The sequence below is a fragment of the Candidatus Competibacter phosphatis genome, assembly GCF_012939995.1.
Taxonomy (GTDB): Bacteria; Pseudomonadota; Gammaproteobacteria; order Competibacterales; family Competibacteraceae; genus Competibacter; species Competibacter phosphatis.
In genome coordinates this window covers 1-14,699 of the sequence record NZ_SPMZ01000018.1, presented here as the reverse complement: position 1 = coordinate 14,699, position 14,699 = coordinate 1, and the positions used below count along the sequence as shown (strand labels likewise).

Below are 14,699 nucleotides of genomic sequence, written 5' to 3'. Positions count from 1 at the left end.
CCAAGGAGGGCGCGGGTTCAGCCGGTGCCGGAACGCGATCGCGGATGGTTACCGCCACTCCTCGCCACGGTCGTCGCGTGGGGGCGGCGGCGCGTAGTCATCGTCGTCCTCCTTCCAAAAGCGGTTGCGCGGCGGACGGCGCCCGCCATCGCAATCGATCACCCCCTTACGGCACAGCGTATCGCGCCAAGTGTACTTCAGGAAATACTGAGCGAACGGCTGTGGCAATGGCTCGAATTCCACCCGCCGCGACGGCGACCATTCGCTCTCGCCGTAGCCGGTGCCCGGTTCCGCCCGCGCTCCAGGCGCGGCGCCGATGGGCGCGGACTTCTCCCGCAACCCGCGCTGGTCGCTGTAACCCGGACCCTCCTGAGCCCACGGCTGCGGCCTGTCGGGCGCACGCTCTCGAAACGCCGCCACCGCGATCACGCCCATCGCCGAATAATCGCCCCAGGCGCCGGAGTAGGAATCGCCGGCGTCGGTGAAATAAAAACGGTTGACCCGGTTCTTGCCAGTCCGCCAGCCTTCATAGGTCTCTTGCTGGTGCGGCCCGAGCACATACATCCGCTCGTCCGGGCGCAGATTGGAACGGTCGCCGGAAATGATGTTGCGGCCATCCACGGCAATCACCACGCCGATGCGCTGGTTGCCGCGATTACGAATCCGGACCGAATATTTCTGGTCGCGCACCGCCTCCACATACGCCTTGAACACGCTCGATCCCCGCCGCCCATCGAGCGGATACTGCGGATAGGGTCGGCCACCATCATTGACCACCTCCACCTCCACCTTGCCGCTATCGAACCGCTGTGCCCCCGCCAGTGTCGGAACCAGCAGCACCCATATTGCCATCAGCCCTGTTTGCCATTTCATCTTCATCGAACCTGCTCCCGATGGGTTGTCATCGATCCGCGGTTTCCAAACCCCGCCATTCTCGTCATGCGATCCAGCCTAAGTGGCGATGGCTGAATCCCTACTGAACATTTTAGCGATTTTCCATCGCCACCGCCCTCAACAAAACGGCTCGGAATTCAGTCCCGATTCATTATTAACCGATTAAGCTGTAAGCTAATTTAAACCCCTTATAGGGAAGTTGCCCTTTCATGCCCGACCATCTCCAACAACCGCGATGCCTGCCGCTCCTCGTGTTAACCGGCGTGCTGGCCGTCACCGGTGCGCAGGCGCAGTCCGGGTACCGACAACAGGGGGATGAGCGCGGTCCGCCGCCCCGCCAGTTCGCCGATCCCGACCGCGCCGCCAACGCCGCGCGTCAGGCCACCGGCGGGCGGGTGTTGGGCGTGCAGGGCTCCGAACGCGATGGCCGGCCAGGTTATCGCGTTCGCATCCTGCAACCGGACGGCCGCGTGCGCAGTCTGCATTTCGACGCCGCCAGCGGCACGATGCGCGACTGAACTTTCTCCCTCGACCGAACGGATCACCCCATGCGTATTCTGATCATCGAAGACGAAGCACCGTTGCTGGAACGCGTGACCGCCCAGTTACGCGAGCAGGGCTACGCCGTGGACACCGCCGCCGACGGCCGCACCGGTTTGTACCTCGGCCAGGAATACCCGCTGGACGCGGCGGTGGTGGATCTCGGCTTGCCGGATCTGTCGGGGATCGAAGTGATCAGCCGCTGGCGGGCCGCGGGGCGACGCTTCCCCATCCTGATCCTCACCGCCCGCGGCCGCTGGCAGGACAAGGTCGAAGGACTAGAGGCCGGCGCCGACGATTATCTGGTCAAGCCGTTTCACATGGAAGAGTTATTGGCACGGTTGCGGGCACTGATCCGCCGCACCGGTGGCTGGACTCAGTCGCTGTTGAGCTGCGGTTCCATCACCCTGGACACTGGCGCGCAACTGGTAACGCTCGCCGGCCAACCGGTGGAAGTCACCGCCTACGAATACAAACTGCTGGAGTACCTGATGCTGCATGCCGGCATGGTCATTTCCAAGACCACACTGACCGAACATCTCTACCAGGAAGACGAGGACCGCGACAGCAACGTGCTGGAAGTGCTGGTCGGCCGGCTGCGTCGCAAGCTCGACCCGGATCGGACGCTCAACCCGATCGAGACGCTGCGCGGTCGCGGCTACCGATTCGCCCTGGAACGGTCTTCCGGCTGAGATGAGGTCCCTCAGCGGCCGCCTGCGCATCGCCGCCAGCGTAGTGCTGGCCGCCTTCCTCGGCCTGACCGGCCTGACCCTGGATCGGGCGTTCCGCGATAGCGCCCTGGCCGCCGCCCGCGAACGCCTGCAAGCGCAAGTCTACATGCTACTGGGCGCGGCCAATCTGGACGCCTTCAATCGCCTGGCCCTGCCCCAAGCCTTGCCGGAGGCGCGCTTTTCCACCCCGGATTCCGGCCTGTACGCCGATGCCATGGACAATCAGGGCAACCTGGTCTGGCGCTCGCCGTCGCTGCTGGGCATGGCGCTGCCCTTTTTTCCGGCGGTGCGCACGCCCGGCGACACCCAGTTCGCGCCACTGATCTCTTCCGACGAGACCAAGACCCCGCTGTTCGTGCTGGCCTTCACCGTCAGTTGGGAAATCGCCGCCAACCAGTACCGGCTTTATACCTTTCGGGTGGCCGAAACCCAGTGGAATTTCCTCGACCAGCTCTGGAGCTTCCGCCGCAGTCTGTGGGGCTGGCTGCTGGCGGCGACCGGCGTGCTGCTGGCGGCTCAGGGCCTGATCCTGCGGTGGAGCCTGAAACCATTGCGGCGGGTCGCCGCCGAAGTCACCGAGATCGAAGCCGGCCGACGCGCCGAACTCAGCGGCGACTATCCCGAGGAACTGCAACCGCTGACCGTCAATCTGAATGCCCTGCTGCGCCAGGGCCATGCCCACTTGGAGCGCTACCGCAATGCCTTGGGCGATCTGGCCCATAGCCTGAAGACGCCGCTGGCGGTGATGCGTGGCGCCCTGGACAATGGGACGAGCCACGCCGAGCTGCGACGGACCCTGCAAGAGCAGTTGGAGCGGATGAACCGCACGGTGGACTACCAGTTGCAGCGGGCCGCCGCCTCCGGGCGCATCGCCCTGAGCACACCGTTGCCGGTCGCGCCGGTCGCCCGCAAGATCCTGGACTCGCTGGCCAAGGTCTACGCCGACCGAGCGCCGCGGCTGAGCAGCGAAGTCGGAAGGACCACGGTATTCTATGGCGACGAGGGCGACTTGATGGAAATCCTCGGCAACCTGGCCGACAACGCCTGCAAATGGTGCCGACAGCGGGTGGTGGTGCGTGCCTACCCCGCCGACCGCGGCGAGCACGCCGAACTGGTGGTGGAGGTCGAGGACGATGGACCCGGTATTCCACCCGACCAGGCGCCGCTGTTGCTCGACCGCGGCCGGCGTGCCGATCCGAGCGTGGCGGGACACGGCATCGGCCTGGCGGTGGTACGGGTTCTGGTCGAGGAAGTCTATTACGGTCAACTCGATATCAGCCGTGGCTCGCTCGGCGGGGCGCTGGTGCGGGCACGGCTGCGTTTCCAGGTCAACGGCTAAGGGATCATAAGAGAGTACAATCCGGTCACTGCGTGACCCATGCCACTCCGGTTTCGCGCTCATCTTTCTGGAAACAACTACAAATAATCAGGGAATCGCCATGCTATCCATCGCCACTTTCAACCTGTGCAATCTGGGCGCCGACGCGCCGCCGGCTCGGCTGGCAAAACTGGGCGCGATCGCCGCCCGCGATCTGGGTGGACCGGATATTCTGGCGGTGCAGGAAATCATGGCGGAAACCCCACCGATGCCGGATGGACAGGTTCCGGCCGACTTGGCCTATCAGGCGCTGAGCGCCGCCGTCGTCGATGCCGGCGGTCCTCGCTACGAGTTTCGGGAGGTCCCGCCGCTGCTCCACCGGGATGGCGGCATGGCCGGCGCCAATATTCGGGTCGGGCTGCTCTTCGATCCGCTGCGGGTCGGTTTTCCCGATCGGGGCCGCGCCGGCCCGGAGGACAGCACCGGTATTCGCCTCAACGGCGGTCGCCCCAGCCTGACGCTCAACCCCGGCCGTATCGCTCCCCTGCATCCGGCCTTTGCCGGCGATGGCCCCCATCACTGGGCGCCCAGCCGCAAGACGCTGGCGGCGGAGTTCGAGCTACGCGGACAACGGCTGTTCGTCATCGTCTGCCATTTCAAGTCCATGCGCTCGCTCACCCGCCGCGAGGAGGATTACGCCAAGAAGCAGCGACACGCCCAAGCCGAAATCGTCTATTATTTCGCCGCCGATCTGCTGGCTTGCGACCCGCGCGCGGCGATCGTGGTGCTCGGCGACCTGAACGACGTGCCGGGTTCCAAGACCCTGAAAATCCTCAAGGGCGATCTGTTCCATAATCTGCTGGAGGATCTGCCGCGCGGACAAGGCTATACCCGTCGGCACGGCGGTCGGCCACAGGCGCTGGATCATATTCTGGTCAGCCCGGCGCTGCGACTCGGAGCGGCGGCGCATATCCCCCACGTCAACAGCGACGCCGGCCCCGGCAAACCAGAACCAGCCAGCGATCACGATCCGGTGCTGGCGCGGCTCCCGGTGTGCGTGAACCTGGATGCTTGAGCGCACCGCGCGCGGATCGGACGCCGATCGGCTGCCTATGTCTCTCACCCCACCCATCGATCGAAGCCAATCCGCCATGACTGTCGAGACCGCCGACCCCGCGTCCACCCGCCCGCCCAATGCTTACTGGAGTCCCGTGGTGCACCGGCTCACGCCCTATGTACCGGGAGAGCAACCGAAGCTGAGCCACCTGGTCAAGCTCAACACCAACGAAAACCCCTACGGCCCGTCGCCCAAGGTGCTGGACGCGATCCGCGCCGAACTGTCCGACGCCCTGCGCCTGTACCCGGACCCGAACGCCGAACGATTGAAACAGGCCATCGCCGACTACCACGCCGTCGCGCCGTCGCAGGTGTTCGTCGGCAACGGTTCGGACGAAGTGCTGGCCCTTGCTTTCCAGGCCCTGCTTCACCATCCGGCGCCGCTGTTGTTCCCGGATATCACCTACAGCTTTTATCCAGTCTACTGCGGGCTGTACGGCATCGATTTCGTCACCGTGCCGCTGGCCGAGGACTTCACGCTGCAAGTCGCCGATTACGCGCGGCCGAACGGCGGCATCATCTTCGCCAATCCGAACGCGCCGACCGGGCGTCTGCTGCCGCTGGCCGACATCGCGTGGCTGCTGGAACGCAACCGCGATTCGGTGGTGGTGGTGGACGAAGCCTACATCGACTTTGGCGGCGACACCGCCATCGCCCTGGTGGATCGCTACCCAAATCTGTTGGTGGTGCAGACCTTATCCAAGGCGCGCTCGTTGGCCGGGTTGCGGGTGGGGCTGGCGGTCGGCCATACGGGGTTGATCGAAGCCCTGGAGCGGGTCAAGAACAGCTTCAACTCCTATCCGCTGGACCGGCTGGCCATCGCCGGAGCAGTCGCCGCGTTCGAGGATCGCGAACACTTCGAGCACACCCGGCGGGCGGTGATCGCCAGCCGCGTCGAACTGGTCGCGGCGCTGGAGCAACTCGGTTTCGAGGTACTGCCCTCGGCGGCAAATTTCGTGTTCGCCCGCCACCCGGCGCGCAATGCCGCCGCACTGGCCGCCGCCTTGCGCGAACGCCATGTGATCGTGCGGCATTTCCGCCAGCCGCGCATCGAGCAATTTTTGCGCATCACGGTCGGCCACCCCGACCAGAACGCCGCGTTGCTCGCCGCGCTCGCCGAAATCCTGGCGGAGGGCTGAACTCGTGCAACTGCGCGAACTGGTCGCCTACACCAACCGCCTGCTGGCCATCGACCGCTTCAGCGACTACTGCCCAAACGGTTTGCAGGTCGAAGGCCGGGCGGAGATCCGCACGCTGGTCGGCGGCGTCACCGCCTGCCAGGCGCTACTGGAGGCGGCGCTGGAACAAGGGGCGGATGCTGTGCTGGTGCATCACGGCTATTTCTGGAAGGGCGAAGATCCGTGCCTGACCGGCATGAAATACCGACGACTCGCCACCCTGCTCCGCCATGAGATCGGCCTGCTTGCCTATCATCTGCCATTGGACGCCCACCCGGAACTCGGCAACAACGCCCAACTTGCCCGAGTGCTGGATCTGACCGTCACCGGCACCATCGGCGACGACGGCCGCACGCCCGGCCTAGTGATGCTGGGCGAGCCGGCCGCGCCGATCGGCGGCGCGGCTTTCGCCGCCCACTTGGCCACCCGGCTCGGTCGGCCACCCCTGCACATTGCGGGCGGCGACGCGCCAATCCGCCAACTGGCCTGGTGCACCGGCGGCGCGCAATCCTTCATCGCCACCGCCCACGCGGCGGGCGCGGATGCCTTCCTGACTGGCGAAGCGTCGGAACAGACCGTCCATTTCGCCCGCGAAACCGGTCTGCACTTCTTTGCCGCCGGCCACCACGCCACCGAGCGTTACGGGGTACAGGCCCTGGGCACGCACCTGGCGCAAGCATTTGACCTGCGATTCGCGTTCATCGATATCGACAACCCGGTTTGAACGCCGGCCCCACCATGGTTTTCCTCGACGATCCCTGTCCCCGACCATGAAGCGAGGGCGGTTCGCGGGCGTCCGTTAAAATTAGGGCCGCGCGCATAGCGCGGAATCGCTAAAAACCTTATTATAATTGGCGAAGCTTATACTGGCGGCCAGCGGCTTCGCTTGCCGCGAATCCGTCCAAAAAACGAACAACATTAACGCCTTGGCTATCGATTTCCGAAACACTACCCGGTTTTCATCCGGCCCGCCCCCTAATTTTTGGCGAGCCTTTAAGCTCCCGTCGTCGCCAGTTCCACCGCGACGTCCGATATCAGTAAGGAGAGAGCGTTCATGCATGACATTATTCACCAATTAGAACAAAAACGCGCCGGGGCCCGCATGGGTGGGGGCCAGCGCCGCATCGATGCGCAACATAAACGGGGCAAACTCAGTGCCCGCGAGCGCATTGAAGTCCTGCTCGATCCGGGCAGCTTCGAAGAATGGGATATGTTCGTCGAGCATCGCTGCACCGACTTCGGCATGGCCGACACCTCGATTCCCGGCGATGGGGTCGTAACCGGCTATGGCACGGTCAATGGCCGCATCGTCTTCGTGTTCAGCCAGGATTTCACCGTGTTCGGCGGTTCGCTGTCGGAACCCCATGCCGAGAAAATCTGCAAGATCATGGATCACGCCATCAAGGTCGGCGCACCGGTCATCGGCCTGAACGACTCTGGCGGCGCCCGTATCCAGGAAGGCGTGGACTCGCTGGCCGGTTATGCCAACGTGTTCCAGCGCAACGTCATGGCCTCCGGGGTCATCCCGCAGATTTCCCTGATCATGGGTCCCTGCGCCGGCGGCGCGGTGTATTCGCCCGCCATGACCGACTTCATCTTCATGGTCAAGGACACTTCTTATATGTTCGTGACCGGTCCCGAAGTCGTCAAGACCGTCACCCATGAGGAAGTCACCGCCGAGGAATTGGGTGGCGCCATGTCGCATTCGATCAAGTCGGGCGTGTGCGACCGAGCCTTCGAAAATGACATTCACGCGCTGTTGATGCTGCGCCGTTTCATCAACTACCTGCCGGCCAATAACCGGGAAAAACCCCCCTTCCGACCCACGCCGGACCCGGCGAACCGGATCGACTACTCGCTGGACACACTGATTCCCGACAATCCCAACAAACCCTACGACATGAAGGAACTGATCCTGAAAGTCGTGGACGATGTGGATTTCTTCGAAATCCAGCCGGATAACGCCAAGAACATCATCGTCGGCCTGGCGCGGATGGACGGCTGGCCGGTGGGTATCGTCGCCAACCAACCGATGGTGCTGGCCGGTTGCCTGGACATCAAGTCCTCGATCAAGGCGGCTCGCTTCGTACGCTTCTGCGATGCCTTCAACATTCCGATCATCACCTTCGTCGATGTGCCCGGCTTCATGCCCGGCACCGCGCAGGAATACGGCGGCATCATCAAACACGGCGCCAAGCTGCTCTACGCCTACGCCGAATGCACCGTGCCCAAGGTCACCGTCATCACCCGCAAGGCTTATGGCGGCGCCTACGACGTCATGAGCTCCAAGCATCTGCGCGGCGACGTCAACTTCGCTTGGCCGACCGCCGAAATCGCGGTCATGGGTCCCAAGGGCGCGGTCGAAATCATTTTCCGTCAGGACATCGGCGATCCGGCCAAGATCGAGGCCCGCACCGAGGAATATCGCAAGAAATTCGCCAATCCGTTCATCGCCGGCCATCGCGGTTTCATCGATGACGTGATCATGCCGCACGGTACCCGCAAGCGCATTTGCCGCTCGCTGGCGATGCTGCGGGACAAGGAACTCGAAAATCCGTGGCGCAAGCACGGCAACATTCCGCTGTGAGGGAGAAGCGACACATGTTCAAGAAAATTCTGATTGCCAACCGCGGCGAAATCGCCTGCCGTGTGATCAAAACCGCCCGCAAGATGGGCATCAAGACCGTAGCCGTCTATTCCGAGGCGGACAAGGACGCGCTGCATGTGGAAATGGCCGACGAAGCGGTCTTGATCGGCCCACCGCCCACTGCCCAAAGCTATCTGGTCATGGAGCGTATTCTCCAGGCCTGCAAGGACACCGGCGCGGATGCCGTCCATCCGGGCTATGGATTTCTGTCCGAACGCTCGGCTTTCTGCGAGGCGTTGGAGAAGGAAGGCATTGCGTTCATCGGCCCGAAAGTGCGTGCCATCGAGGCCATGGGCGACAAGATCACTTCCAAAATCTTGGCCAAGGAAGCCGGGGTCAACACCGTGCCCGGCCACACCGATGTGATCAAGGACACCGAGCATGCCTTGGAGATCGCGCGGAACATCGGCTATCCGGTGATGATGAAGGCCAGCGCCGGCGGCGGCGGCAAGGGGATGCGCATCGCCTGGAACGATGCCGATTGCGCCGACGGCTTTGAACGCACCACGAACGAAGCCCGCTCTTCCTTCGGTGACGATCGGATCTTTATCGAGAAATATATCGAAGAGCCGCGCCACATCGAAATCCAGGTGCTGGGCGACAGCTTCGGTAACATCGTTTTTCTAGGCGAGCGTGAATGCTCTTTGCAACGTCGCCACCAGAAGGTGATCGAGGAAGCGCCCTCGCCGTTCTTGGATGAGAAAACCCGCCGGGCGATGGGCGAACAAGCCGTGGCGCTGTCCCGAGCGGTCGATTATCAATCCGCGGGCACCGTCGAGTTCATCGTCGATTCCAAGCGCAACTTCTACTTCCTGGAGATGAACACCCGCTTGCAGGTCGAACATCCGGTCACCGAATACATCACCGGGCTGGATCTGGTCGAGCAGATGATCCGCGTGGCCGCCGGCGAACCGTTGGGCTTCACCCAGGAAGAGGTCAAGCTCAAGGGTTGGGCAATCGAAGCCCGCGTCTATGCCGAAGACCCGTTCCGCAACTTCCTGCCCTCCATCGGTCGCTTGGTCAAGTACATGCCGCCCCAGGAGAACGAGGTGGTGCGGGTGGACACCGGCATTTACGAAGGCAGCGAAGTGTCGATGTACTACGATCCGATGATCGCCAAGCTGATCACCTACGGATCGACCCGTGATCGCGCTATCGCCCACATGCGCGACGCCCTCAACGAGTTTTTCATTCGCGGGGTGGCGCACAACATCAGCTTCCTGGCGGCATTGATGGTGCATACCCGGTTCATGACCGGGCGGATCAGCACCAACATGATCGCCGAGGAGTATCCGAACGGCTTCCATGCCACCGACGTGCCGCACGACGATCCGGCGCTGCTGATCTCGGTCGCTGCCTTCCTACATCGTCGCTACCTGGATCGCGCCGCCGAGATCAGCGGCCAATTGTTGGGGCATGAGCGGGTCGTCAAAAAACGACTGGGTCGTGCTGATGGGCGGCAAACAACACCCGGTGCACATTGATCCCGCCGAAGGTGGCTACGATGTGGAGTACATGGGCGAAAGCTATCAGGTGCGCAGCGAATGGCAGTTCGGTTATCCGCTGTTCAAAGGCACCCTGAACGGCACCGAGATCTGCATCCAGGTCGAGCGTCGCGACATGATCTATCGGCTGTTCCACTGGGGTTCGCAGGCCGATGTGATGGTGCTATCGCCCATGGTGGCCGAACTGCAAGCGCTGATGCCCGTCAAGGCGCCGCCGGATCTCTCCAAGTTCCTGCTGTCGCCGATGCCCGGTCTGCTGACCAAACTCAGCGTCCAGCTTGGCCAGGAGGTCAAGGCCGGCGAGGAATTGGCGGTCATCGAGGCGATGAAGATGGAGAACGTGCTACGCGCCGATAACGACGCCAAGGTCGCCAAGATTTTGGCGGCGCCCGGCGACAGTCTGGCCGTCGATCAGGCCATCATCGAGTTCGAATGATCGGCCGCGCGGCCGACCTGATCAAAGGCGGTCGCGCACCTTCGCGGCATTGAAAAAAACCGGTTGCACTGGATGTGCAACCGGTTTTTGGTTTTCGCGGCATCAAAAAACCAGACCTCGCCCGCGCTCAAGGACTCCGCAGCGAGCGCCAGAACCGTTTCGTCCAGGAACCCTGCGACAACTCGGGCCGGATGCCTTGGGCCAAAAAGTGGCTGGTATAGCGTTTATCGGTTTCCATGATGTGCCTGGTCAGCCAACCTTTCAGGAAATGCGCCAGTTCGAAACTGATCGAGCCCTTCCCCGCGCCCAGTTTCGCGCGCAGCTCGTTCAACTGCTCGATCAATTTCTCGTGCTCCTCCTTGTGTCTTTCGTAATCGGGATAATGCAGGATCCGCATCAAACTCTCTTCAACGGCAAAATGTACCCGAGTGTACTCGCCCAGTTGATCGATGATGTCGTTGGTCACCTGCGCGGTGTACCGCTGCTGGATCGCCTCGTGCGTCTGATTCAGCAAGTCCACCAGCACCTTGTGCTGGGCATCGATCTCCTCGATACCCACGCTGAGTTCGTTGGACCACTCGATGAATGTGCTCATGGGTTCCAGCGCCTCTGCCATCGCCATAAAACATAAAAACGGCCACCGCTATCGCGGTGGCCGTTCGAAGGGTTCAGCAAATGAACGGCGGGATTATTTCACCAAACGCATCTTGACGTAGGAACCCGGCGCATCCTCGATGACCGGCAGCTTGCCGGTACCAGGCACGCGGGCGGGTATCTTTTCGCCCGAGTTCTTGCTCAACCACTTGCACCAATCCGGCCACCAGGAACCTTCGGTCTGCTTGGCGTCCTTCAGCCACTCATCCGGATCGGCCACCTGCTTGGGGTTGGTCCAGAAGAAGTACTTGTTGGCCGCCGGCGGATTGATCGGGCCGGCAATGTGTCCAGAGCCGCTCAGCACGAACTTCACTGGTCCGTTGAACAACAGGGTACCGGCGTAATTGGACTTCCAGGGGGAAATATGGTCCTCGATCGCCGACAGGAAGTAGGTCGGAACCTTGACTTTGGTCAGATCGATGGGCGTATCCAGCAAGGTGATGCCGCCCGGATCCTTGAGCCGGTTGTGCTGGTACATGTTGCGCAGGTAGAAACTGTGCATCCGCGCCGGCATGCGGGTCGAATCCGAGTTCCAGTACAGCAAATCGAACGGGAACGGGTCCTTGCCAAGCAGGTAATTGTTGATGAAGAACGACCAGATCAGATCGTTGGCGCGCAACATGCTGAAGGTGGTCGCCATCTCGCTGCCGTCGAGAAAGCCGCGCTGCTCCATCCGCTTCTCCAACGAGGAGATCTGCTCTTCCTCGATGAACACCTCCAACTCACCTGGCTGGGAGAAATCCAGCATGGTGGTCAGGTGGGTGCCGGAGCTGATGCGCGGATCGCCCTTCGCCGCCAGATAGGCGTTGGTGACCGCCAGCAGGGTACCGCCCAGGCAGTAACCCAGCGCATTGACCTCGTGCTCGCCAGTGGCCTGTTCGATGGCGTCCAGCGCCGCCAGCGGCCCGTCCTTGAGATAGTCGTCGAAGGCCTTGTCGGCCATCTTCTCGTCCGGGTTGATCCAGGACATCAAAAACACCGTGAACCCCTGATCCACCGCCCATTTGATCAGGGAATTCTTCGGCCGCAGATCCATGATGTAGAACTTGTTGATCCACGGCGGGAAAATCAGCAGCGGCTTCTTGAACACATCCGGCGTACTGGGATCGTACTGCAGCAACTGGATCATCTCATTCTGATAGATGACCTTGCCAGGCGTGGTGGCGACATTCTTGCCGAGCTCGAACGCATCGAGGTCGGTCATGCGGATGCTGAGCTTGCCCTTGCCGCGCTCAAGATCCCCGAGCATGTTCTTCAGGCCGTTGATCAGGTTCTCGCCGCCGGATTCGATGGTGGCACGCACCACTTCCGGATTGGTCAGCGCGAAGTTGCTGGGCGCCATGGCATCGATGAACTGTCGGGTGTAGAACATCAGCTTCTTCTTGGTCTTGTCGTCGAAGCCCTCGACGTCGGCGACCATGTCCTGAATCCAGCCGGCGGCCAGCAGGTAGGACTGCTTGATGTAGGAGAACAAGACATTGTCCTGCCAGTCGTCGTGCTTGAAGCGCTTGTCGCCCTTCTGCTCGCGCACCACGCTTCCATTGGCTGGCCAAACATCGCCGGCAGGGTCTTCTGCCACAGCTCCATATAATTCTGCCACAACGCCATCTGCGCCTTGGCCAGCTTGGCCGGGTCGGCCATGATCTTTTGGGTCATCTCCATGAAGGACTTGCCGAGAGCCATCTTGTCCTGCATGTCAAGCGCGCCACTGTCCTTCTGGCGGTTCAGGAATTCCTTGACGATCACCTGGCTCTTCTCGGCCACATGCGAGAAAAGCTGGGCCATCTGCGCCGGATCGGGCATCTTGATTTCCGGCATCTTGAGTTCTGGGGTTTTCTGCTCAGCCATGCGTGATTCCTCTCATCGTTATGGTGGTTCGCTGGACAACGTCTGTTTATTTTAGCCACGCTTATTATCCAACGTCATCAGCGACGGCCTAAAAATAACGAGCGGACAGACCATCGCGGAAACTCCGCATGGCCTGCCCACCCGCATGGAAACGCTAGTAGTCTTGCCTTACTTGGTAGGGGCGGACACCAGGCCCTTCAGCTCCTGCAGGCTTTCGGTGACGCGCTTGTTGATGATGGCGAACGCCTCGGTGTTGGACTTGCTGACCATCTCGGCCAGTTCGCGCATGTTGGCCAGCGCTTGCTCGAACGCCTTACGAGCCAATTCGGCCTGCTTGGTGGTCATTTCCTGAGGGTTGCTGCCCGCGCTGGCCAGTTGCTGGGCGACGGAGGACACTTCGTTCATGGCCTGGCTGAGAATTTCGGCTTGGCGCTGCGCCACCGCCTGCATACCCTGCACCGCAGCCTGATTGGCGGCGGTCAGCGCTTCGATGTTCTTGCGCTGGGCATCCATCATAGCGCTCATGTCGAAACCGGGAATCTTGACGTCGCCCAGCATCTTGCTCACATCGAACTTGCTGAAATCGAACTTGCTGAAATCCATGTTGGCGAAGGGGTTGAAGGGATTATTGGTGGACATCGACGTTTTCTCCTCAATGGGAATCTGTGATTTGTGCACTGCAACATCAGTGGGCTTATTCTGCATCGCGCAATCCCGGAAGTCAAACGGAATTTTGCAATGCAGCAAATCATCCAGGATCTGTCATTCTTGCCGCCCCAAACTCTTGGCGGCAATCTCGTAGACGTCCGGCGATAGCCCTGGCGCCGCCAGGATCCGTTCCAACCGATCCCGCATCTCCCGCTGGCGGATCGGATCGAATTTACGCCAACGAGTGAACGCGACGATCAACCGCGCTGCAATCTGGGGATTGAATGCGTTCAAAGCCAAGACCTGGTCGGCCAGGAAAGTATAGCCACTGCCGTCGCGGGCGTGAAAATGCACGGGGTTCGCCTGGCAGAACGCGCCGATCAAGGCGCGGACCTTGTTGGGGTTCCTGAGGTTGAACGCCTCGTGCGCCATCAAGGCCTTGACCACATCCAAGGTACCGGGCAACCAGGAGGTCGCCTGCAATGCCAGCCATTTGTCCACCACCAAGGCCTCGCGCCGCCAACGCTCGTAAAAAGCCGCCAAGGCCGCGGCCCGCTCCGGGCCATCGTGGTTGGCGAGCGCGGCCAAGGCACCGAGCTGATCGGTCATGTTGCCGGCCTCGTGAAACTGTTTGAGGCACAGATCGCGCAGGCTGGCGTCATCGAGCCGCGTCAGATAATCCAGGCAGATGTTCTTGAGCGCCCGCCGGCCGATGGCGGCGGCCTCGGCGCGGTAGCCGTCCCGCTCGTCGGCGTGCAAGGTCTCATAAGTCGCCAACAAGGTTTCACGTAACCGTTGCGCCAGTGTCCGCTGGACGAAGACTCGGGCGGCATGAATGCCGTCCACATCCACCTCCTCCATCTGTTCGGCCAGATAGGTTTCGCCGGGCAGGGTCAACACCTGAGCCAACAGCGCCGGATCGGCCCCAGACTCCAGCGCTTGGCCAAAAGCGGCGCCGAACGATTCGGGCAACGTCCAGTTCCGCCCTTGGCGGCGATCCTCGACCAGGGCCAGGATGGTGCGCACCGCCAGCGTTTGGCCAGCATCCCAGCGGTTGAAATCATCGCTATCGCGGGCCAAGCGGAACCGCAGGTCCGCGTCGCTCTCGGCGCTGTTCAACCGGACCGGGGCGGAAAAACCGCGCAACAATGAGGGTACGGGCCGCGCCGGGACATTTTCGAACC

At 62.1% G+C, this 14,699-nt stretch carries 14 protein-coding genes and 1 pseudogene; 8 read left to right on the top strand and 7 right to left on the bottom strand.

Annotated elements, in window-relative coordinates; all coding sequences use genetic code 11:
* Positions 1 to 48 precede the first annotated feature (48 nt).
* Positions 49 to 879 (bottom strand): hypothetical protein, encoded by an 831-nt coding sequence (locus E4P82_RS07050; protein WP_169248240.1) that lies wholly within the window; start codon positions 877 to 879, stop codon positions 49 to 51.
* 224 nt (positions 880 to 1,103) lie between these two features.
* Between E4P82_RS07050 and E4P82_RS07045 the strand changes: the two genes are divergently transcribed.
* The 8 genes and pseudogenes from E4P82_RS07045 to E4P82_RS07010 all read left to right on the top strand — a co-directional run bounded on the left by E4P82_RS07045 (position 1,104) and on the right by E4P82_RS07010 (position 10,365).
* Positions 1,104 to 1,412: a PepSY domain-containing protein gene (locus tag E4P82_RS07045; RefSeq protein WP_169248239.1), complete on the top strand. Its 309-nt coding sequence runs from the start codon at positions 1,104 to 1,106 to the stop codon at positions 1,410 to 1,412.
* 30 nt (positions 1,413 to 1,442) lie between these two features.
* Entirely contained in the window at positions 1,443 to 2,126 is a 684-nt protein-coding gene (locus tag E4P82_RS07040; RefSeq protein ID WP_169248238.1) for a response regulator transcription factor, read from the top strand.
* 1 nt (position 2,127) lies between these two features.
* On the top strand, positions 2,128 to 3,504 hold the full coding sequence (locus E4P82_RS07035; protein ID WP_169248237.1) for an ATP-binding protein: 1,377 nt from the start codon (positions 2,128 to 2,130) through the stop codon (positions 3,502 to 3,504).
* A 100-nt stretch (positions 3,505 to 3,604) separates the two neighbouring features.
* Positions 3,605 to 4,558, top strand: a complete 954-nt coding sequence (locus tag E4P82_RS07030; protein ID WP_169248236.1) for an endonuclease/exonuclease/phosphatase family protein — start codon at positions 3,605 to 3,607, stop codon at positions 4,556 to 4,558.
* Between the two features lie 76 nt (positions 4,559 to 4,634).
* The gene (hisC, locus tag E4P82_RS07025; protein WP_169248235.1) at positions 4,635 to 5,738 is read left to right on the top strand and encodes a histidinol-phosphate transaminase; all 1,104 of its coding nucleotides are present in this window, start codon (positions 4,635 to 4,637) and stop codon (positions 5,736 to 5,738) included.
* A 4-nt stretch (positions 5,739 to 5,742) separates the two neighbouring features.
* Entirely contained in the window at positions 5,743 to 6,501 is a 759-nt protein-coding gene (locus E4P82_RS07020; protein ID WP_169248234.1) for a Nif3-like dinuclear metal center hexameric protein, read from the top strand.
* Positions 6,502 to 6,831: 330 nt separating this feature from the next.
* Positions 6,832 to 8,364, top strand: coding sequence for an acyl-CoA carboxylase subunit beta (locus tag E4P82_RS07015; protein ID WP_169248233.1), 1,533 nt, complete (start codon positions 6,832 to 6,834; stop codon positions 8,362 to 8,364).
* 14 nt (positions 8,365 to 8,378) lie between these two features.
* A pseudogene (locus E4P82_RS07010) lies at positions 8,379 to 10,365 on the top strand (acetyl-CoA carboxylase biotin carboxylase subunit).
* Here the strand turns inward: E4P82_RS07010 and E4P82_RS21475 are convergent.
* The 6 genes from E4P82_RS21475 to E4P82_RS06990 all read right to left on the bottom strand — a co-directional run.
* Entirely contained in the window at positions 10,341 to 10,496 is a 156-nt protein-coding gene (locus E4P82_RS21475) for a hypothetical protein (protein ID WP_211203055.1), read from the bottom strand. The pseudogene E4P82_RS07010 and the gene E4P82_RS21475 overlap by 25 nt on opposite strands.
* Positions 10,493 to 10,960: a bacteriohemerythrin gene (locus tag E4P82_RS07005; RefSeq protein WP_169248232.1), complete on the bottom strand. Its 468-nt coding sequence runs from the start codon at positions 10,958 to 10,960 to the stop codon at positions 10,493 to 10,495. Before E4P82_RS07005 ends, E4P82_RS21475 begins: the two co-directional genes overlap by 4 nt.
* Positions 10,961 to 11,053: 93 nt before the next feature.
* Positions 11,054 to 12,493 (bottom strand): PHA/PHB synthase family protein, encoded by a 1,440-nt coding sequence (locus E4P82_RS07000; RefSeq protein ID WP_312914345.1) that lies wholly within the window; start codon positions 12,491 to 12,493, stop codon positions 11,054 to 11,056.
* A complete protein-coding gene (locus E4P82_RS23120) occupies positions 12,391 to 12,867 on the bottom strand; it encodes a hypothetical protein (protein ID WP_312914332.1) in 477 nt (158 codons plus the stop codon). The genes E4P82_RS07000 and E4P82_RS23120 overlap by 103 nt, the downstream gene beginning before the upstream one ends.
* 168 nt (positions 12,868 to 13,035) lie before the next feature.
* On the bottom strand, positions 13,036 to 13,506 hold the full coding sequence (locus tag E4P82_RS06995; RefSeq protein ID WP_169248231.1) for a phasin family protein: 471 nt from the start codon (positions 13,504 to 13,506) through the stop codon (positions 13,036 to 13,038).
* Between the two features lie 123 nt (positions 13,507 to 13,629).
* Positions 13,630 to 14,699: aminopeptidase N C-terminal domain-containing protein (locus E4P82_RS06990; RefSeq protein ID WP_169248230.1), on the bottom strand; the 1,070-nt coding region annotated here is incomplete at its 5' end.